The organism is Streptomyces sp. NPDC052773, from assembly GCF_044547145.1.
Classification (GTDB): Bacteria; Actinomycetota; Actinomycetes; order Streptomycetales; family Streptomycetaceae; genus Streptomyces.
The window spans coordinates 609,587-625,408 of record NZ_JBITZX010000001.1 but is presented as its reverse complement, the minus strand read 5'-3'; the positions used below and the strand labels follow the sequence as shown (position 1 = coordinate 625,408).

The following is a 15,822-nucleotide window of genomic DNA, read 5'->3' as shown; positions in this document are numbered from 1 at the left end:
ATTGTGAGCGAGCCCGTCATATCCCTGCGCGGCGTACGCGCCGAGCTGGGCTCGCGCCCCGTCCTGCGCGGTATCGACCTCACCGTGTCCCGCGGTGAGGTCGTCGCGCTGCTCGGCGCGAACGGCTCCGGCAAGTCGACGGCCGTGCGCACCGTCATCGGTCAGGTGCCGGTGAGCGCCGGCGAGATCGAGCTGTTCGGCACGGAGCGCCGGCGCTTCAAGGACTGGGCGCGGGTCGGCTACGTCCCGCAGCGCACGACCGCCGCGGGCGGGGTGCCCGCCACCGTGCAGGAGGTGGTCTCCTCCGGCCGCCTGTCCCGCACCCGCTTCGGCGTCTTCCGCAAGGCCGACCGCGACGCCGTCCGCCGGGCGCTGGAGCTGGTCGGCATGGCGGACCGGGCCGGGGACTCGGTGAACGCGCTCTCCGGCGGCCAGCACCAGCGGGTGCTGATCGCCCGCGCGCTCGCCGCCGACCCGGAGCTGCTGATCATGGACGAGCCGATGGCGGGCGTGGACCTCGCCAGCCAGGAAGTGCTGGCCGCGACGCTGCGCGAGCAGGTCGCCCAGGGCGCGACCGTGCTGCTCGTGCTGCACGAACTGGGCCCGCTGGAGCCCCTGATCGACCGGGCGGTCGTCCTGCGCGACGGCTGTGTGCTGCACGACGGCCCGCCCCCGAAGGCGGTCGGCCAGCACGCGCTGCCCGGCCACGACCACGTCCATCCGCACGCGGCTCACGACGCCGAACCGATCCGGACGGGACTGCTGAGCTGATGGAAATCCTGAACTACGACTTCATGCAGCGAGCCCTGCTCGCCGCCGTCCTGGTCGGAATCACGGCGCCCGCGGTCGGCATCTACCTGGTGCAGCGCCGCCAGGCCCTGATGGGCGACGGCATCGGCCACGTGGCGATGACCGGCGTCGGCCTCGGCTTCCTGCTGTCCTGGTCCCCGGTGTGGATGGCGACCCTGGTCTCCGTCCTCGGCGCGGTCCTGATGGAGCTGATCCGCTGGTACGGCAAGACCCGCGGCGACATCGCGCTCGCGATGCTGTTCTACGGCGGCATGGCCGGTGGTGTGATGTTCATCAACCTCGCGCCGACGGGCTCCAACGCCAACCTGACCTCGTACCTCTTCGGTTCGCTGTCGACGGTCTCGGAGTCGGACGTGACGGCGATCTGCCTCCTGGCGGCGTTCGTGATGCTGGTCACCCTGGGGCTGCGCCGCCAGCTCTTCGCGGTCAGCCAGGACGAGGAGTTCGCCCGGGTCACCGGCCTGCCGGTGCGGGTCCTGAACCTGCTGACGGCGATCACCGCGGCCGTGACCGTCACGGTCGCGATGCGCGTGGTCGGCCTGCTGCTGGTGTCCGCGCTGATGGTGGTCCCGGTGGCCGCCGCCCAGCAGCTCACCCGCAGCTTCGCCGCGACCTTCGCGATCGCGGTGGCGATCGGGGTGGCCGTGACCCTCGGCGGCACGGTGACCTCGTACTACCAGGACGTTCCGCCCGGCGCGACGATCGTGCTGCTGACCATCGGCGCGTTCGTGGTGCTGACCGCGCTGGCGACCCCGCTGGCCCGGCGCCGGGCCCGGGCGCTGGCCGCCGCGCAGCCCTCGGGGGACCCGGTGGAGTGCGCGATTCCGGCCGGCCGCCGGACCGACGACGAGGTCGGCGTCTGACCGCTGTCGGTCCGGGCTGGCACAATGGCCCGGACCGCAGCAAGACGTGAGGAGGCAACCGGTGACGACCGCTGGACCGCCCGTGAAGGGCCGCGCCACCAGGCAGCGTGCCGCCGTGGCGGCAGCCCTCGACGAAGTCGACGAGTTCCGCAGCGCGCAGGACCTGCACGACATGCTCAAGCACAAGGGCGACTCCGTCGGACTCACCACGGTCTACCGCACCCTCCAGTCCCTCGCCGAGGCCGGCGAGGTCGACGTGCTGCGCACCTCCGACGGCGAGGCCGTCTACCGCCGCTGCTCCACCGGCGAGCACCACCACCACCTGGTCTGCCGCGTCTGCGGCAAGGCGGTCGAGGTCGAGGGTCCGGCCGTGGAGAAGTGGGCGGACGCGATCGCGGCCGAGCACGGCTATGTGAACGTGGCGCACACGGTGGAGATCTTCGGCACCTGCGCCGACTGCGCCCACGCGGCCGACGAGGAGTGACCCTCAGAACCGCATGGCGTTGCGGTTGACGCAGTGATAGGCGCCGTCGTGGCGTCCCACACTGTCGTAGGACCAGCAGTGCAGCATCGGCGCGAGCGTCCACATCCGCAGCGCCATGAGGGCCAGAAGACAGGCGGCGGCGATCCATCCCGCGTACGACCGCACGCCGGCCAGTGCGACGCCGCCCGCGGCGACCAGCGCGGCGAACACCAGCATCCCGACGACCACCGGGGCCATGTTGTCGTGCAGCCCCGGGAACGACTCCATCTCCACCGTGCCGCCGAAGGAGAACAGCACGACCAGCGCGGCGAACGCGAACACGACGGCCGCCGCGCACCCGCGGGCCACCCTCATACGGCCGGCAGATGCCGCGCGAGCAGGGCGCGCAGCCGGTCCACGTCGGCCTCGGAGCCCAGCCCCCGCTTGGGCAGCATCTCCACGACGAGGATGCCCGGGTCCCGGCTGAGCAGCACGAAGTGGTCCCGGCGCTCGCGGAACCCGCGGAACATGGACCACCGCTGCTCCAGCGAGGCATGATCGCTGCGCGTCGTGACGCCCTCGGCGCCGACCGTGGCGCGGTACTCGCCCTGCCAGGACACCGTGCGGAAGACATGGTTGGCCTGAAGGTACGGAGTACCCCAGATCACCGCCGCACAGACGGTGTACAGCACCAGCGAGAGCGCACCGGCGCCGCCGACCGCGCCGAGCACCACGACGACGGCGAACAGCGCGGTGAACACCCCGCGCACCAGCGCGATCCTCCGCACCCGGTCGCGCGTACGGATACCCACGACGATGTCGGACCGGGTGGGCCGGTAGGCCAGCTCGACGACGGTGCCTGCGCCGTGCACGTCCTGGCTCAACTCTGCTTGCCCTCCATGGCCAGCAGCTCCTCGTTCGGGATGGCTCCGCCGAAGCGGCGGTCGCGGGAGGCGAACTCCAGGCAGGCGCGCCACAGGTCACGGCGGTCGAAGTCGGGCCACAGCACGTCCTGGAAGACCATCTCGGCGTACGCGCTCTGCCACAGCAGGTAGTTGGAGGTGCGCTGCTCGCCGCTCGGGCGCAGGAACAGGTCGACGTCCGGCATGTCCGGGTAGTACAGGTACTTCTGGACGGTCTTCTCGGTCACCTTCGACGGGTCGAGCCGTCCGGCCTTCACGTCCTCGGCGATGGCCTGCGCCGCGTCGGCGATCTCGGCCCGGCCGCCGTAGTTCATGCAGAAGTACAGGGTGAGCCGGTCGTTGTCCTTGGTCTGCTCCTGGGCGATCTGGAGCTCCTTGGCGACCGACTTCCACAGCTTGGGCATCCGCCCCACCCAGCGCACCCGCACGCCCAGCTCGTCGAGCTGGTCGCGGGTCTTGCGGATGAAGTCGCGGTTGAAGTTCATCAGGAAGCGCACCTCGTCGGGCGAGCGCTTCCAGTTCTCGGTGGAGAAGGCGTACAGGGAGATCGCGCCGACGCCCATCTCGATCGCGCCCTGGAGCACGTCCAGCACGCGCTCGGCGCCGACCTTGTGGCCCTCGGTGCGCGGCAGCCCGCGCTCCTTGGCCCAGCGGCCGTTGCCGTCCATGACGATCGCCACATGGTTCGGCACCAGCTCGCCGGGGAGCTTCGGCGGCCGCGCGCCGGACGGGTGCGGCTCCGGCGTCCTGTACTCGCGGCGCTGGCGCCCCAGGAACCCGCGTACGACCATGAGCGTCTCGTCTCCCTTGCTTCTCTTACTTCTCGACGTACCTGAGGGAACGCAGCCCGCGCTCCAGGTGCCAGTGCAGATAGGCGGACACCAGCCCGCTGCCCTCCCGCACATACCGCGGCTCGCACGCGTCCGCGGTCTCCCAGTCTCCCGTAAGCAGCGCGGCCAGCAGCTCCAGGGTCCGCGGCGAGGGTACGACACTGCCGGGCACCCGGCAGTCCACGCAGACCGAGCCTCCGGAGGCCACCGAGAAGAAGCGGTTCGGACCGGGCATCCCGCACTTCACGCAGTCGCTGAAGCTGGGGGCGTAGCCGTTGACGGCGAGGGAGCGCAGCAGGAACGCGTCGAGCACGAGGTGCGGGGCGTGCTCGCCGCGGGCGAGCGTGCGCAGGGCGCCGACCAGCAGCAGATACTGCTGCACGGCCGGCTCGCCCTCGTGGTCGGTGAACCGCTCGGCGGTCTCCAGCATCGCCGTCCCGGCGGTGTACCGGGCGTAGTCGCTGACGATGGCGCCACCGTACGGCGCGATGGTCTCGCTCTGTGTGCACAGCGGCAGCCCGCGCCCCACCAGCTCGCTGCCGCGCGCGAAGAACTGCACGTCGACGTGGGAGAACGGTTCGAGGCGCGCCCCGAACTTCGACTTCGTCCGGCGCACGCCTCTCGCGACGGCGCGTACCCGTCCGTGACCGCGTGTGAGCAACGTGATGATCCGGTCCGCCTCACCCAGCTTCTGGGTGCGCAGCACGATGCCGTCGTCGCGGAACAGACTCATGGACCCATTCTCGCCTACGCGCGCGGCTCCCCGGCCGGGTACGCCAGCGTTGCGTCAAGGGACCTCGCCCCGGCTGCGCGCGTTGGCGTACGCGGTGGCCGCGCGCAGGCGCTCCGCGGGGGTGGCGTTGCGTACGTTCCGTGGGTCCGCGTCCCACTCCCTGCCGCCGCCGTACGGTCTCAGCTGTACGTAGGGTCCCTCGTGGCCCATCACGATGCCCACCTTCCCGGTACGGGTGTCGACGACGTACGAGCCGATCGGCGGCTTCGTCGGTGTCATTGGTTTCCGGCCTTTTCTTGCGGTTCGCATTTCCTGCAATCGGCGCTGTGCCTCCACGTGGCTCCCCTGCGTATTCGGGTTTCACTCTTTCCCTCTCCAGCATGGTCCGCCGGCCCTACACTCGGCAGGAGCTTGTGCGCTACAAGTGCGGGGCAGGGTAAAGGGGTTGGCCATGGCCAATGGTTCACGGCAGGCTGCCTGGGAGTTCTTCGGAGCGGAGCTGAAGCGACGCCGCGAGGAAGCGGGCATGACCCAAGTGGAGTTGGGGGCGCGGGTATTCGTCTCCGGCGCCTATATCGGTCAGTTCGAGCAGGCCATTCGAAAGCCTCAGCTGGATATCGCCCAGCGGATCGACGAGGTGCTGCAAACCGACGGTATTTTCGAGCGGTTGTGCAGGAAGCTCATCAATGACCGGAGGTATGCGGAGTACTTCGCTGAGGTCGTGGAGCTGGAGCGGCAGGCGACACGGATCTGCGAGTTCGCGGCCACGGTGGTGCCAGGCCTGCTCCAGACGGCGGCCTACGCGCAGGCGGTCACCGTCGCGGCCAACCCGTTCGTGACGGACGAGTACGTCGAGGAAAAGGTCACGGCCCGCCTGGAACGGGCGGACATCCTCAAGGACGCCGCGCGGCCTGAGTACTGGGTGACCCTCCACGAGAACGTGCTGCGCGTGCCGGTGGGCGGCCCGAAGGCAATGGCCGAGCAACTGGAACACATCGCCGTGCTGATGCGCGAGCGGAAGTTGTGGGCGACGGTGCTGCCGTACACCGCCGGGGAGCACGCGTCGATGGCCGGCTCCCTGAAGCTCATGGACTTCGACGACGCGCCACCAGTCGCCTATACAGAGACGTCGTTTTCGGGGACTTTGGTGGACGATCCGGCTGTGGTGAAGCGAGCACAGCGCGCCTACGATCTGCTGAGGGTCGCCGCACTGTCGCCGTCGGCGTCCCTCACCCTGATCGAGTCGGCGGTTGAGGACTACAGACGATGCACGAGTTCGACCTGAGCAACGCCTGCTGGCGCAAGAGCAGCTACAGCAACGGCGAGGGCGGCGACTGCGTCGAGGTCGCCGACGGAGTCCCCGGTGTCACCCCCGTCCGGGACAGCAAGGTCCCGGACGGACCCGTGATCATCGTCGGACCGTCCGCCTGGACGGAGTTCATCCGCACGTTGGCCCGCTTTTGAACACGTTCAACTGAGGCGTACGCTGCCCTCATGAACGATGCGAGCGGCAGAGCCGCCCTGCTCAAGGGCATCCGTGCCTGGTTGGTCCTCTTCATCGTCTGTCTGGTGCTGAGCGGCGTCACGGCCTTCCCGCTGGTGCATGAACTGCGCTGGCTGGAGAGCGGATTGCGGGCGATGGCCGTGCCGGAGCAGTTGCCCGGGCTGATGCACTGGATCGAGCGGGTGCGGGACGGGCTGGACACCGTCGACGCGCGCTACCCGTTCGTCCTCTACGGCACCGACTGGCTGGCCTTCGCCCACCTGGTGATCGCGGTCGCCTTCTACGGGCCGTACCGCGACCCGGTCCGCAACGTCTGGGTCGTCGAGTTCGGCATGATCGCCTGCGTCGGCATCATCCCGCTCGCGCTGATCTGCGGACCGATCCGAGGGATCCCGTTCTGGTGGACGGTGATCGACATGTCCTTCGGGGTGTTCGGGATCATCCCTCTCCACATCGTCCGCCAGAAGATCAAGCGCCTGGCGCGGCTCACCCCGTACGACCCCGTGATCGGCACCCTGCAACCAGCCGCCCCCCGCGCCGGTGTTACGCTCCACGCGCCCCCGGCGGGGGAAGTCCGGTGAGAGTCCGGCGCTGACCCGCAACGGTGTGTGCGTGGGCCGTACGGCCCGTGCGCGAGCCCGATCGCCCACCGGTGGCACGACACCCGTTCAACGCTCGCCGTGGACTGCGAGAAGGTATCCGCCGCCGTGCGCCGCACACCCCTCCCACCGCTCCTGCTGGGGCTGTCCGCGCTGCTGGTCGTCTCTGTGGTGTGCGGGGTGGGGCTCGGGGCCTCCGATGTGGGGTGGGGGCGGGCGCTTCGGTTCGTGTGGGCCGGGGTGAGCGGGGGGACCGTACACGCCGGTGATGCCGGCGCGTACACCATCGTGTGGGAGATACGGCTGCCCCGCGTGATCCTCGCCGCCGTCGTCGGGGCGGGGCTCGCGACCGTGGGGGTCGCGGTGCAGGCGATGGTGCGCAACGCGCTCGCCGACCCGTTCGTCCTCGGCATCTCCTCCGGCGCGGCCGTCGGCGCCAACGCGGTGATCCTGCTGGGGGCGTTCGCCGGGCTCGGGGTGTGGGCGCTGTCGGTGTCCGCGTTCGTGTCCGCGCTCGCCGCGATGGCCCTCGTGTACGCCGTCGCCCGCTCGGCCGCGCACGGGCTGACCCCGCTGCGGCTGATCCTCACCGGTACCGCGATGGCGTACGGCTTCCAGGCCGTGACCACGGTGATGGTGTTCGGCGCGGCCCGCGGCGAGGCGGCGCGGTCGGCGATGATGTGGCTGCTGGGCAGCCTGGGCGGGGCGACCTGGGCGCGGGTGCCGATCGCGGCGGTGACGGTGGCCGCCGGGTGGGTGTGGCTGCGGGCGCGGGCGGAGCCGCTGAACGCGCTGGCCATGGGGGACGAGACGTCGGCCGCGCTGGGGGTGCGGCCGGAGCGGCTGCGCCGGGAGCTGTTCGTGGTCACCGCCGCCGTCACCGGGACCGTCGTCGCCGTGAGCGGGGCCATCGGATTCGTCGGACTGATGGTGCCGCATGTCGTACGGATGCTGGTCGGCGCCGACCACCGGCGGGTGCTGGCCGTCGCCCCGCTCGCCGGTGCCGTGCTGCTGGTGTGGGCGGACGTGCTGTCCCGGCTGCTGCTCGCGCCGGACGAACTGCCGGTCGGGGTGATCACGGCGGTGGTCGGGGTGCCGGCGTTCCTGCTGCTGATGCGGCGCGGCGGCTACGCGTTCGGGGGGCGCTGATGAGGCTCGACGTCGAGGGCGTGTCCGTCGAGACGGCCGACGGGGTGCGGCTGGTGGAGGACATCCGGCTCGCGGTGGGCTCCGGGGCGTTCGTGGGGCTCGTCGGGCCCAACGGGAGCGGGAAGTCGACGCTGCTGAGGTGCGTGTACCGGGCGCTGCGGCCGGCCTGTGGGGTGGTGCGGGCCGGCGGGGACGACGTGCACGCGCTGGAGCCGCGCGCCGCCGCCCGGCGGCTGGCCGCGCTGCCGCAGGAGTCGCCGGCCGAGTTCGACTTCACGGTGGCCGAGGTGGTCGCGATGGGCCGGATGCCGCACCGCGGGCGTACCGCGGCGACGGACCGCGCGGTGTGCGCGGCGGCGATGGAGCGCACGGGTGTCGCGCATCTCGCGCACCGCGGGTTCCTGGGCCTGTCCGGAGGCGAGAAGCAGCGGGTGCTGATCGCACGGGCGCTCGCCCAGCAACCCGAGGTCCTGGTGCTGGACGAGCCCACCAACCACCTGGACATCGCGCACCAGCTCCAGGTGCTGTCGCTGGTCCGAGGCAGCGGGCTGACGGTGCTGGCCGCGCTGCACGATCTCAACCTGGCCGCCGCGTACTGCGATGTGCTGTACGTGGTGGCCGCGGGACGCGTCGTCGCGTCCGGCCCGCCGCACGACGTGCTGCGGCCCGAGCTGCTCGCCGAGGTGTTCGGCGTCCGCGCTCATCCCGTACGGCATCCCGAGACCGGCGCCGTGCGCCTGCTGTTCGATCCGCTGCCCCCCACTCCCTGAGGAAACCGTCGTATGCGCACGCCGTTCGTCACCGCCGCCGTCTGTCTCGCCGTCCTCGCCACCGGGTGCGGGGCGAAGGTCCAGGAGCCGTCCGCGCGGGCCGGCAGCTCGGTCACGCTCACCAACTGCGGCCGGAAGGTCACGTACGACAAGGTCCCGGAGCGGGTCGTCACCAACGACGTCGGCATCACCGAGCTGATGTTCGCGCTCGGTCTGGAGGACCGCATGGCCGGGTTCGCCATGCCCGACGAGAAGGGCGACCTGAGCCGGGTGCCGTGGAAGGACGGCTACGACAAGGTGCCGTGGCTGTCGAAGGACCAGCTGACCAAGGAGAACGTGCTCGACGCCCGCGCGGATCTCGTCTTCGCCGGATGGAACTACGGCTTCCGCGAGGAGGCCGGGTTCACCCCGCAGGCGCTGAAGAAGCTGGGTGTCGCGTCGTACGTCCTCACCGAGTCCTGCCGCAACGGCCGTACCGACACCTCACGCGGCATCATGCCGCCGCTGGACGCCCTCTACGCGGATCTCGCCAACCTCGGAAAGCTGTTCGGCGTCGAGGACCGGGCCGCGCAGCTGATCGCCGACTTCAAGCGGCGGATCGCCGAGGTCCGCGCCCGGGCGCCCGAGCGCGCGCCCAGGGTGTTCCTCTACGACAGCGGCGAGGACCAGCCCTTCACCTCCGGCCGCTATGCCGCGCCCGACCAGATCATCAGCGCGGCGGGCGGGGTGAACGTCCTGCACGACGCCGCCGACTCCTGGCTGACGGTCGGCTGGGAGACGGTCGTGGAGCGGAACCCGGAGGTCATCGTGATCTGCGACTACGGGGACGTGAGCGCCGAACGCAAGAAGGACTTCCTGCTCTCCCACGCCCCGCTGAGGGACGTCTCCGCGATCAAGCACCGCCGCGTCTTCGTCCTCGACTACGCCGACCTGGTGGAAAGCCCCCGCAATCCGTCGGCCGTCGCGCGGCTGGGGGCGTATCTGCGGGCCGTGGCGCCGGGCGGGGAGGACTGAGGAGCGTCCCGCGGCCGGAGTTCGGCGCGCCCTCCCGGCAACCGGCGCGTGCGGCGGGCGCGTCGATCATGGGGAGAAGCGATCACGAAGGAGACCGAGATGTCGTTGAGCCGCCGCGCCCTCCTCACCGCCGGTGCCGCCGGTGCCGTCGGCGCCGCCGCCCTGATCACCCCCGCCACGGCGCACGCCACCGCCGCCGCGCGGGTCACCGCCGCCGCGCACGCCACCGGCGGAGCCGCCGGTGTGACAGGGCGCCTGCGCGACCTGGAGCGGCGCTACGACGCGAAGCTCGGCGTCTACGCCCGGAACCTGCGCACCGGACGGACCGTCCGGCATCACGCGGACGACCTGTTCCCGATCTGCTCCGTCTTCAAGACCCTCGCCGCCGCGGCGGTCCTGCGCGACCTGGACCGGGACGGGGAGTTCCTGGCCCGCCGCATCCACTACACGGAAGCGGACCTGGTGGACGGCTCCGACGAGACGCGCAAGCACCTCGCCGAGGGCATGACCGTCGCCGAACTGTGCGACGTGACCATCCGGTTCAGCGACAACGCGGCGGGCAACCTGCTGCTGCGGGAGCTGGGCGGACCCACGGCGATCACCCGGTTCGCCCGCTCCCTCGGCGACCCGGTGACCCGCCTGGACCGCTGGGAGACGGAACTGAACTCGGCGGAGCCCTGGCGGGTCACCGACACCACCAGCCCGCGCGCGATCGGCCGCACCTACGCCCGGCTCGTCCTCGGTGACGCCCTCCCCGCCGCCGACCGTGAGCTGCTGACCCACTGGCTGCTGAACAACACCACCAGCGACGACCGGCTGCGCGCCGGAGTCCCGCCCACCTGGAGGGTCGCCGACAAGACCGGCGGCGGCGCCTACGGCACCAACAACAACGTGGGCATCGCCTGGACCCCGGACGGCACCCCGGTCGTCCTGGCCATCCTGTCGCGCAAGTCCGACCCGGCGGCGGTCCGCGAGAACGCCCTGATCGCGGAGGCGGCGGCCGTCCTGTCGGAGGTCCTGGCCTAGCCAGGCCCGCGCTGTCACCATCCGGTGGAGGAGCACGAGCCGACCGGCGGCGCGCCCGTCCGCCGGTCCCGTCAGCCGAGGGAGCCGCCATGACCATGCCCGCCCCGCTCACCGGTGTCGTCCCGCCCGTCTGCACCCCGCTCACACCGGAGGGCGAGGTGGACGTGGAGTCCCTGCACCGGCTGCTCGACCATCTGACGGCGGGTGGGGTGCACGGCCTGTTCGTCCTGGGCTCCACGTCGGAGGCCGCGTATCTGACGGACGGTCAGCGGCGGCTGGTGGTGGCGGAGACGGTACGGCACGTGGACGGACGGCTCCCGGTGCTCGCGGGCGCGATCGACATGACGACGCCCCGGGTGCTGGAACACGTGGCCGCGGTGACGGCGGCGGGCGCCGACGCGGTGGTCGTCACCGCGCCCTTCTACGCCCGCACCCACCCGGCGGAGATCGCCCGCCACTACCGCCTGGTCGCCGCCGCCTCCCCCGTCCCGGTCCTCGCCTACGACATCCCGGTCGCCGTCCACACCAAGCTGGCCGCGGACCTGGTCCTGGACCTGGCCGCCGAAGGAGTCCTCGCCGGGCTGAAGGACTCCAGCGGCGACCTGGCCGCCTTCCGCGAGGTCGTCACCGGCGTCCGCACCCGCCCGGACCTGGCCGGCTTCACCGTCCTGACCGGCTCGGAGCTGATCGTCGACGCCGCGCTCGCCCTCGGCGCGCACGGCGCCGTCCCCGGTCTCGCCAACGTCGACCCGCACGGCTACGTCCGCCTCGACCGCCTGGGCCGCACCGGCGACACCGAGCGCGCCCGCACCGAACAGGAGCGCCTGTGTGCCCTGTTCGACATGGTCCACGCCGGCGACCCCGCCCGCATGGGCCCCGGCTCCGCCGCGATCGGCGCGTTCAAGGCGGCCCTCCACCTGCGCGGCGTGATCGCCTGCCCGGCGACGGCGGAGCCCCAGGTGCCGCTGTCGGCGGACGAGGTGGAACGGGTGGGGAAGTTCCTCGCGGCGGCCGGACTCCTCTAGGAGGTCCCCCTCGCCTACCTGGCTTCCCCCGCCCCCATGGCACCCGGCGTGATCAGCCCGGACTCGTAGGCGATGATGACCAGTTGGGCCCGGTCCCGGGCGCCCAGCTTGCCCATGATCCGGCTGACGTGGGTCTTCGCGGTCAGCGGGCTCAGCCCCAGCGCCTCGCCGATCTCCGTGTTGTTCAGTCCGCGCGCCACCAGCGTCAGCACCTCGCGCTCACGGTCCGACAGACACTCGGGGCCGCCCTCGGGCGGGGCCGGGGCGGGGCCGCGCAGGAAGCGGGCGATGAGCCGGGCGGTCGGACCCGGCGACAGCAGGGCGTCGCCCGCGGCCACCGTGCGGATGGCGTCGAGGAGTTCGGCCGGCCGGGTGTCCTTGACGAGGAACCCGGACGCGCCGGCCCGCAGCGCCTCGACGATGTTCTCGTCGGTGTCGTAGGTGGTGAGCACGAGCACCTTCACCCCGGCCAGGTCCTCGTCGGCGGCGATCAGCCGGGTGGCCTCGATGCCGTCGAGGTCGGGCATGCGGATGTCCATCACCACGAGGTCCGCCCGTGCGCTGCGGGCCAGTTCGACGGCCTCCCGGCCGGTGCCCGCCTCCCCGACCACCGCCATGTCCCGCGCCGACTCGACGAGCATGGCGAACGCGGCCCGCACCAGGGTCTGGTCGTCGGCGAGCAGTACGCGGATGGTCACGTGGTCCCTCCCAGGGGCAGTACGGCGCTGACCTCGAAACCCTGTCCGGGCAGCGGCCCCGCGTCCAGGGTTCCGCCGACACTGCGCGCCCGCTCCCGCATGCCGACGAGCCCGAAGCCGGACCCGCCGCCGGTGCGGGAGCCGCCCTCGTGCCCACCACCGCCTCCGGTGCCGTCGTCGGTGACGGTGACCCGCAGCGCCCCCTCCCCCGCGTGCACCCCGACCCGGATGCCGAGGTCGTCGCGGCCCCCGTGCCGTACGGCGTTGGTGAGGGCCTCCTGAACGATCCGGTAGGCGGCGGCACCGACGGCGGGCGGCACGTCGGCGGCGGTGACGGTCAGCTCGACCTCGGCGCCGGCGGTCCGCGCGGCCTCCGCGAGGCCGTCCAGGCCGTGCAGGTCGGGCAGCGGGCCGCGGGTGTCGGGGGTGCCGTGGTCGCGCAGCACCTCCAGGGTGGTGCGCAGTTCGCCGCGCGCGGTGCGGCAGGTCTCGGCGATGTCGTCGAGGGCCGCCGCGACCGCGGCCCGGTCGAGGCGGTCGGGGTCGGCGTGCAGCACATGCGCGGCGACGGAGGTCTGCACACCGATCAGGGTGATGCTGTGCGCGAGGAGGTCGTGCAGGTCGCGGGCGATGCGCAGGCGCTCCTCGGCGACCCGGCGGCGGGCCTCCTCCTCGCGGGTGCGTTCGGCGCGTTCGGCGCGCTCGACGATGGCGGCGACGTACTGCCGGTAGTAGCGGACGTCGATGCCGACGAAGACCACGGCGATCGCCCACCCGGAGATCCGCAGCAGGTCCACGGCCTGTTTCTGGTTGACGATCAGCATGACGCTCACCGCCACGGCGAGGGCCGTACCGCTGGAGAGCAGGGTGTACAGGGGCCGGCAGGTGGCGGCGACGGTGTAGAGGGCGATGTACGCGGCCGGGGTGGGGGCGGTGTGGTTGTTGTCGAGGGAGTGGTAGGGCAGCAGCAGCACGACCACCGCGGTCAGCGCGAGCAGCGGCCGGCGGCGCCGCCACACGAGCGGCAGCTGCGCGGCGAGCAGCAGGGTCCAGCCCAGCGCGTCGGGCCGCCGGGCCGGGTCGGTGACGAGGGCGACGACGACGGCGTGGGCGGCGCTGCCGAGGGCGAGCAGGGTGTCGTTGCGGGTGGCGTGCGGGGCGGTGCGCGGGTCGCGGTTGATCGCCGCCATGATCCGCTCGCCGAGGCGGGGTCGGTGGGCTGCTTCGGGCACGGGCTCATCCTCCGTGAGGAGGGCGCCCCTCCGGGAGGGAGCGGCGCCCACGGGGTCATGCGACGTCAGCGCGTCATACGCGTTCCGGCTCCCGGACGACGGGTGCGGGCTGCGGTGCCTTCGCCATCCGGCCGGGCCACCACACCGTGCGGCCGAGGGCGACGCTGGCGCTGGTGACCAGGTAGGTGCGGACGAGGAAGGTGTCGAGGAGCACGCCGACCGCGATGACGAAGCCGAGCTGGACGAGCGAGACGAGGCCCATGTTCATCAGCACCGCGAAGGTGGCGGCGAGGACGAGGCCCGCGGAGGCGATGACACCGCCGGTGGTGCGCAGGGCGGTGAGCGCCGCCGCGGCGGGTTCGGCGCCGCCCAGGGACTCCTCGCGCATGCGGTGCATGAGGAAGATGCCGTAGTCGACGCCGAGGGCGACCAGGAACACGAAGGACAGCAGGCCGAGTCCGGGGTCGGTGCCCTCGAAGCCGAACAGCGGCCCGAACACCAGCCCGCCGATGCCGAGGGACGCGGCCCACACCGCGACCACGGCGGCCACCAGCATCAGCGGGGCGACCAAGGACCGCAGCAGGGCGATCAGGATGAGCAGCACGGAGAGCAGGACGAGCGGTACGACGACCCTCTGGTCGCGGGCGTTGGTCTTCTCCAGGTCGATCTGCTGGGCGCTGGGTCCGCCGACGTAGGAGCCGTCCAGCGTGTCGCGCAGGGCCTCGATGGTGCGGGTCTCGGCGGCCGACTGCGGCGGGGCGGAGGCGGTCACGGACACCTCGGTCCAGCCTTCCGCGGTCCGGCCGATCCGGGCGGACTCGACGCCCTCGGTGGCGGTGGCGGCCTGCACGGTGGCGTCGGCGCGGTCGGCGGGGGTCATGACGGTGATGGGCTGGCTGGAGCGCTCGGGGTAGGCGTCGGCGAGGGTCAGCAGGGCGGAGACGGACTCGGGACGGTCGACGAAGGAGTCCTCCTGCTTGAGGTCGCCGGGCAGGTTGAGCGTGCCGAGGGCGAGCGCGCCGAGGGCGACGGCGCCGGAGACGAGCACGGTCACCGGGCGGCGTCCGGCGGAGCCGCCCATCGCGGCGAACAGCGAGCGGCGCTCCTTGGGGGTGCTGCCGAAGGCCGGGACGAGCGGCCAGAACACCCGGCGGCCGAGCAGGACGAGGATCGCGGGCAGCAGGGTGAGCATGGCGATCAGCGCGCACAGCACGCCGACGGTGCCGAGGGGGCCCATGCCGCGGTTGGAGTTGAGGTCGGCGGCGAGCAGGCACAGCAGACCGGCGGCGACGGTGCCCGAGGAGGCGATCACGGCGGGCCCGCAGCCGCGCAGGGCGGCCTTCATGGCGTCGTAGGGGCGTTCGATGCGCCGTAGTTCCTCGCGGTAGCGGGAGACGAGGAGCAGGGCGTAGTCGGTGCCGGCGCCGAAGACGAGGATCGTCATGATGCCGGTGCTCGCGCCCGAGATGGCGGTGCCGAAGGCCTGGTTGAGGCCGTAGGCGACGCCCATGGACAGGTAGTCGGCGATGCCGGCGACGACCAGCGGGATCAGCCACAGCACGGGGCTGCGGTAGATGAGGATCAGCAGGACGGCGACGACGGCGACGGTGGTGTAGAGCAGGGGGCCGTCGAGGGAGTCGTAGACCTTCTTGGCGTCGCGGGTGACCGCGCCCGGGCCGCCGACCTCCACGGTGAGGCCGTCGGTGGAGCGGGCGGTCTCGCGGACGTCGTCGACGAAGGCGCTGCGCTTGTCCTCGTCGTCACCGGGCTCGTTGCTGATCACCGGGTACATGAGCGTCGTGCCGTCCCGGGAGGGCACGCCCTGCGGGGTGGCCGTCAGCTCGTGCTCGCCGGCGATCCGCCCGACCTGCCGTTCGGCGGTCTCGCGGTCGGCGCGGGTGAGGCCGCCGTCGCGGTGGTAGACGAGGACCAGTTCCGTGCTCTCGCCGCCGGGGAGCCGGCTCTGGAGCTCGGCGACCCGGGTGGAGTCGGCGTTCGCCGGCAGGTAGTCGGTGACCCGGTCGCGCTGTACGTCGGCGAGTTTCGCGGCGAACGGCGAGGCGACCGCCAGCACGCCGATCCACAGCGCGAGCACGACCCACGGCACGGCCCGCCGCCTGCTTGTCTTTCCTCCGGCCCCCATGAACGGGCCCTCCCTCCGGAGCGGATGTCTGGATGCGGTT

General features: G+C 72.2%; 19 protein-coding genes and 1 riboswitch. Of the genes, 11 read left to right on the top strand and 8 right to left on the bottom strand.

The window, feature by feature from the left end:
* The 3 genes from ACIG0D_RS02940 to ACIG0D_RS02930 all read left to right on the top strand — a co-directional run bounded on the left by ACIG0D_RS02940 (position 1) and on the right by ACIG0D_RS02930 (position 2,157).
* Positions 1–771 (top strand): metal ABC transporter ATP-binding protein, encoded by a 771-nt coding sequence (locus tag ACIG0D_RS02940; RefSeq protein WP_399796346.1) that lies wholly within the window; start codon positions 1–3, stop codon positions 769–771.
* Positions 771–1,673, top strand: coding sequence for a metal ABC transporter permease (locus tag ACIG0D_RS02935; protein ID WP_399795881.1), 903 nt, complete (start codon positions 771–773; stop codon positions 1,671–1,673). The genes ACIG0D_RS02940 and ACIG0D_RS02935 overlap by 1 nt, the downstream gene beginning before the upstream one ends.
* 61 nt (positions 1,674–1,734) lie before the next feature.
* The gene (locus tag ACIG0D_RS02930) at positions 1,735–2,157 is read left to right on the top strand and encodes a Fur family transcriptional regulator (protein ID WP_399795880.1); all 423 of its coding nucleotides are present in this window, start codon (positions 1,735–1,737) and stop codon (positions 2,155–2,157) included.
* A 3-nt stretch (positions 2,158–2,160) separates the two neighbouring features.
* On the opposite strand, the gene ACIG0D_RS02925 is transcribed toward ACIG0D_RS02930, so the two are convergent.
* From ACIG0D_RS02925 to ACIG0D_RS02905, 5 genes are read right to left on the bottom strand one after another with little or no spacing between them, the layout of a single operon-like run.
* Positions 2,161–2,511 (bottom strand): hypothetical protein, encoded by a 351-nt coding sequence (locus tag ACIG0D_RS02925; RefSeq protein ID WP_399795879.1) that lies wholly within the window; start codon positions 2,509–2,511, stop codon positions 2,161–2,163.
* A complete protein-coding gene (locus ACIG0D_RS02920; RefSeq protein ID WP_399795878.1) occupies positions 2,508–3,020 on the bottom strand; it encodes a YcxB family protein in 513 nt (170 codons plus the stop codon). Before ACIG0D_RS02920 ends, ACIG0D_RS02925 begins: the two co-directional genes overlap by 4 nt.
* On the bottom strand, positions 3,017–3,850 hold the full coding sequence (locus ACIG0D_RS02915; RefSeq protein ID WP_365758964.1) for an isoprenyl transferase: 834 nt from the start codon (positions 3,848–3,850) through the stop codon (positions 3,017–3,019). Before ACIG0D_RS02915 ends, ACIG0D_RS02920 begins: the two co-directional genes overlap by 4 nt.
* 25 nt (positions 3,851–3,875) lie before the next feature.
* Positions 3,876–4,622: a DNA repair protein RecO gene (gene recO, locus ACIG0D_RS02910; RefSeq protein WP_365758962.1), complete on the bottom strand. Its 747-nt coding sequence runs from the start codon at positions 4,620–4,622 to the stop codon at positions 3,876–3,878.
* Positions 4,623–4,676: 54 nt separating this feature from the next.
* Complete coding sequence (locus ACIG0D_RS02905) at positions 4,677–4,901, bottom strand: hypothetical protein (protein WP_365758959.1); 225 nt, start codon at positions 4,899–4,901, stop codon at positions 4,677–4,679.
* A 172-nt stretch (positions 4,902–5,073) separates the two neighbouring features.
* Here ACIG0D_RS02905 and ACIG0D_RS02900 point away from each other — a divergent pair, with 172 nt between their 5' ends.
* The 8 genes from ACIG0D_RS02900 (at position 5,074) to ACIG0D_RS02865 (ending at position 11,709) form a co-directional block, all read left to right on the top strand.
* Positions 5,074–5,907 carry a helix-turn-helix transcriptional regulator gene (locus ACIG0D_RS02900; RefSeq protein WP_399795877.1) on the top strand — a complete coding sequence of 278 codons (834 nt, stop codon included), beginning with the start codon at positions 5,074–5,076 and terminating at the stop codon, positions 5,905–5,907.
* Entirely contained in the window at positions 5,889–6,086 is a 198-nt protein-coding gene (locus ACIG0D_RS02895) for a DUF397 domain-containing protein (protein ID WP_399795876.1), read from the top strand. The genes ACIG0D_RS02900 and ACIG0D_RS02895 overlap by 19 nt, the downstream gene beginning before the upstream one ends.
* A 30-nt stretch (positions 6,087–6,116) precedes the next feature.
* On the top strand, positions 6,117–6,707 hold the full coding sequence (locus ACIG0D_RS02890) for a hypothetical protein (protein WP_399795875.1): 591 nt from the start codon (positions 6,117–6,119) through the stop codon (positions 6,705–6,707).
* Positions 6,693–6,774, top strand: a riboswitch (cobalamin riboswitch). It overlaps the preceding gene by 15 nt.
* Positions 6,775–6,833: 59 nt before the next feature.
* Positions 6,834–7,874, top strand: coding sequence for a FecCD family ABC transporter permease (locus ACIG0D_RS02885; RefSeq protein ID WP_399795874.1), 1,041 nt, complete (start codon positions 6,834–6,836; stop codon positions 7,872–7,874).
* Positions 7,874–8,644 (top strand): ABC transporter ATP-binding protein, encoded by a 771-nt coding sequence (locus tag ACIG0D_RS02880; RefSeq protein ID WP_399795872.1) that lies wholly within the window; start codon positions 7,874–7,876, stop codon positions 8,642–8,644. Before ACIG0D_RS02885 ends, ACIG0D_RS02880 begins: the two co-directional genes overlap by 1 nt.
* 12 nt (positions 8,645–8,656) lie before the next feature.
* The gene (locus tag ACIG0D_RS02875; protein ID WP_399795871.1) at positions 8,657–9,658 is read left to right on the top strand and encodes an ABC transporter substrate-binding protein; all 1,002 of its coding nucleotides are present in this window, start codon (positions 8,657–8,659) and stop codon (positions 9,656–9,658) included.
* 99 nt (positions 9,659–9,757) lie between these two features.
* On the top strand, positions 9,758–10,684 hold the full coding sequence (gene bla, locus ACIG0D_RS02870; protein ID WP_399795870.1) for a class A beta-lactamase: 927 nt from the start codon (positions 9,758–9,760) through the stop codon (positions 10,682–10,684).
* A gap of 89 nt (positions 10,685–10,773) precedes the next feature.
* Positions 10,774–11,709 carry a dihydrodipicolinate synthase family protein gene (locus ACIG0D_RS02865; RefSeq protein WP_399795869.1) on the top strand — a complete coding sequence of 312 codons (936 nt, stop codon included), beginning with the start codon at positions 10,774–10,776 and terminating at the stop codon, positions 11,707–11,709.
* Between the two features lie 14 nt (positions 11,710–11,723).
* Here the strand turns inward: ACIG0D_RS02865 and ACIG0D_RS02860 are convergent, their stop codons facing one another.
* From ACIG0D_RS02860 to ACIG0D_RS02850, 3 genes are all read right to left on the bottom strand, one after another.
* Complete coding sequence (locus tag ACIG0D_RS02860) at positions 11,724–12,407, bottom strand: response regulator (RefSeq protein WP_399795868.1); 684 nt, start codon at positions 12,405–12,407, stop codon at positions 11,724–11,726.
* Positions 12,404–13,597, bottom strand: coding sequence for a sensor histidine kinase (locus ACIG0D_RS02855; protein ID WP_399796345.1), 1,194 nt, complete (start codon positions 13,595–13,597; stop codon positions 12,404–12,406). Before ACIG0D_RS02855 ends, ACIG0D_RS02860 begins: the two co-directional genes overlap by 4 nt.
* Before the next feature lie 115 nt (positions 13,598–13,712).
* The gene (locus ACIG0D_RS02850; protein WP_399795867.1) at positions 13,713–15,782 is read right to left on the bottom strand and encodes an MMPL family transporter; all 2,070 of its coding nucleotides are present in this window, start codon (positions 15,780–15,782) and stop codon (positions 13,713–13,715) included.
* Between the last annotated feature and the right edge of the window lie 40 nt (positions 15,783–15,822).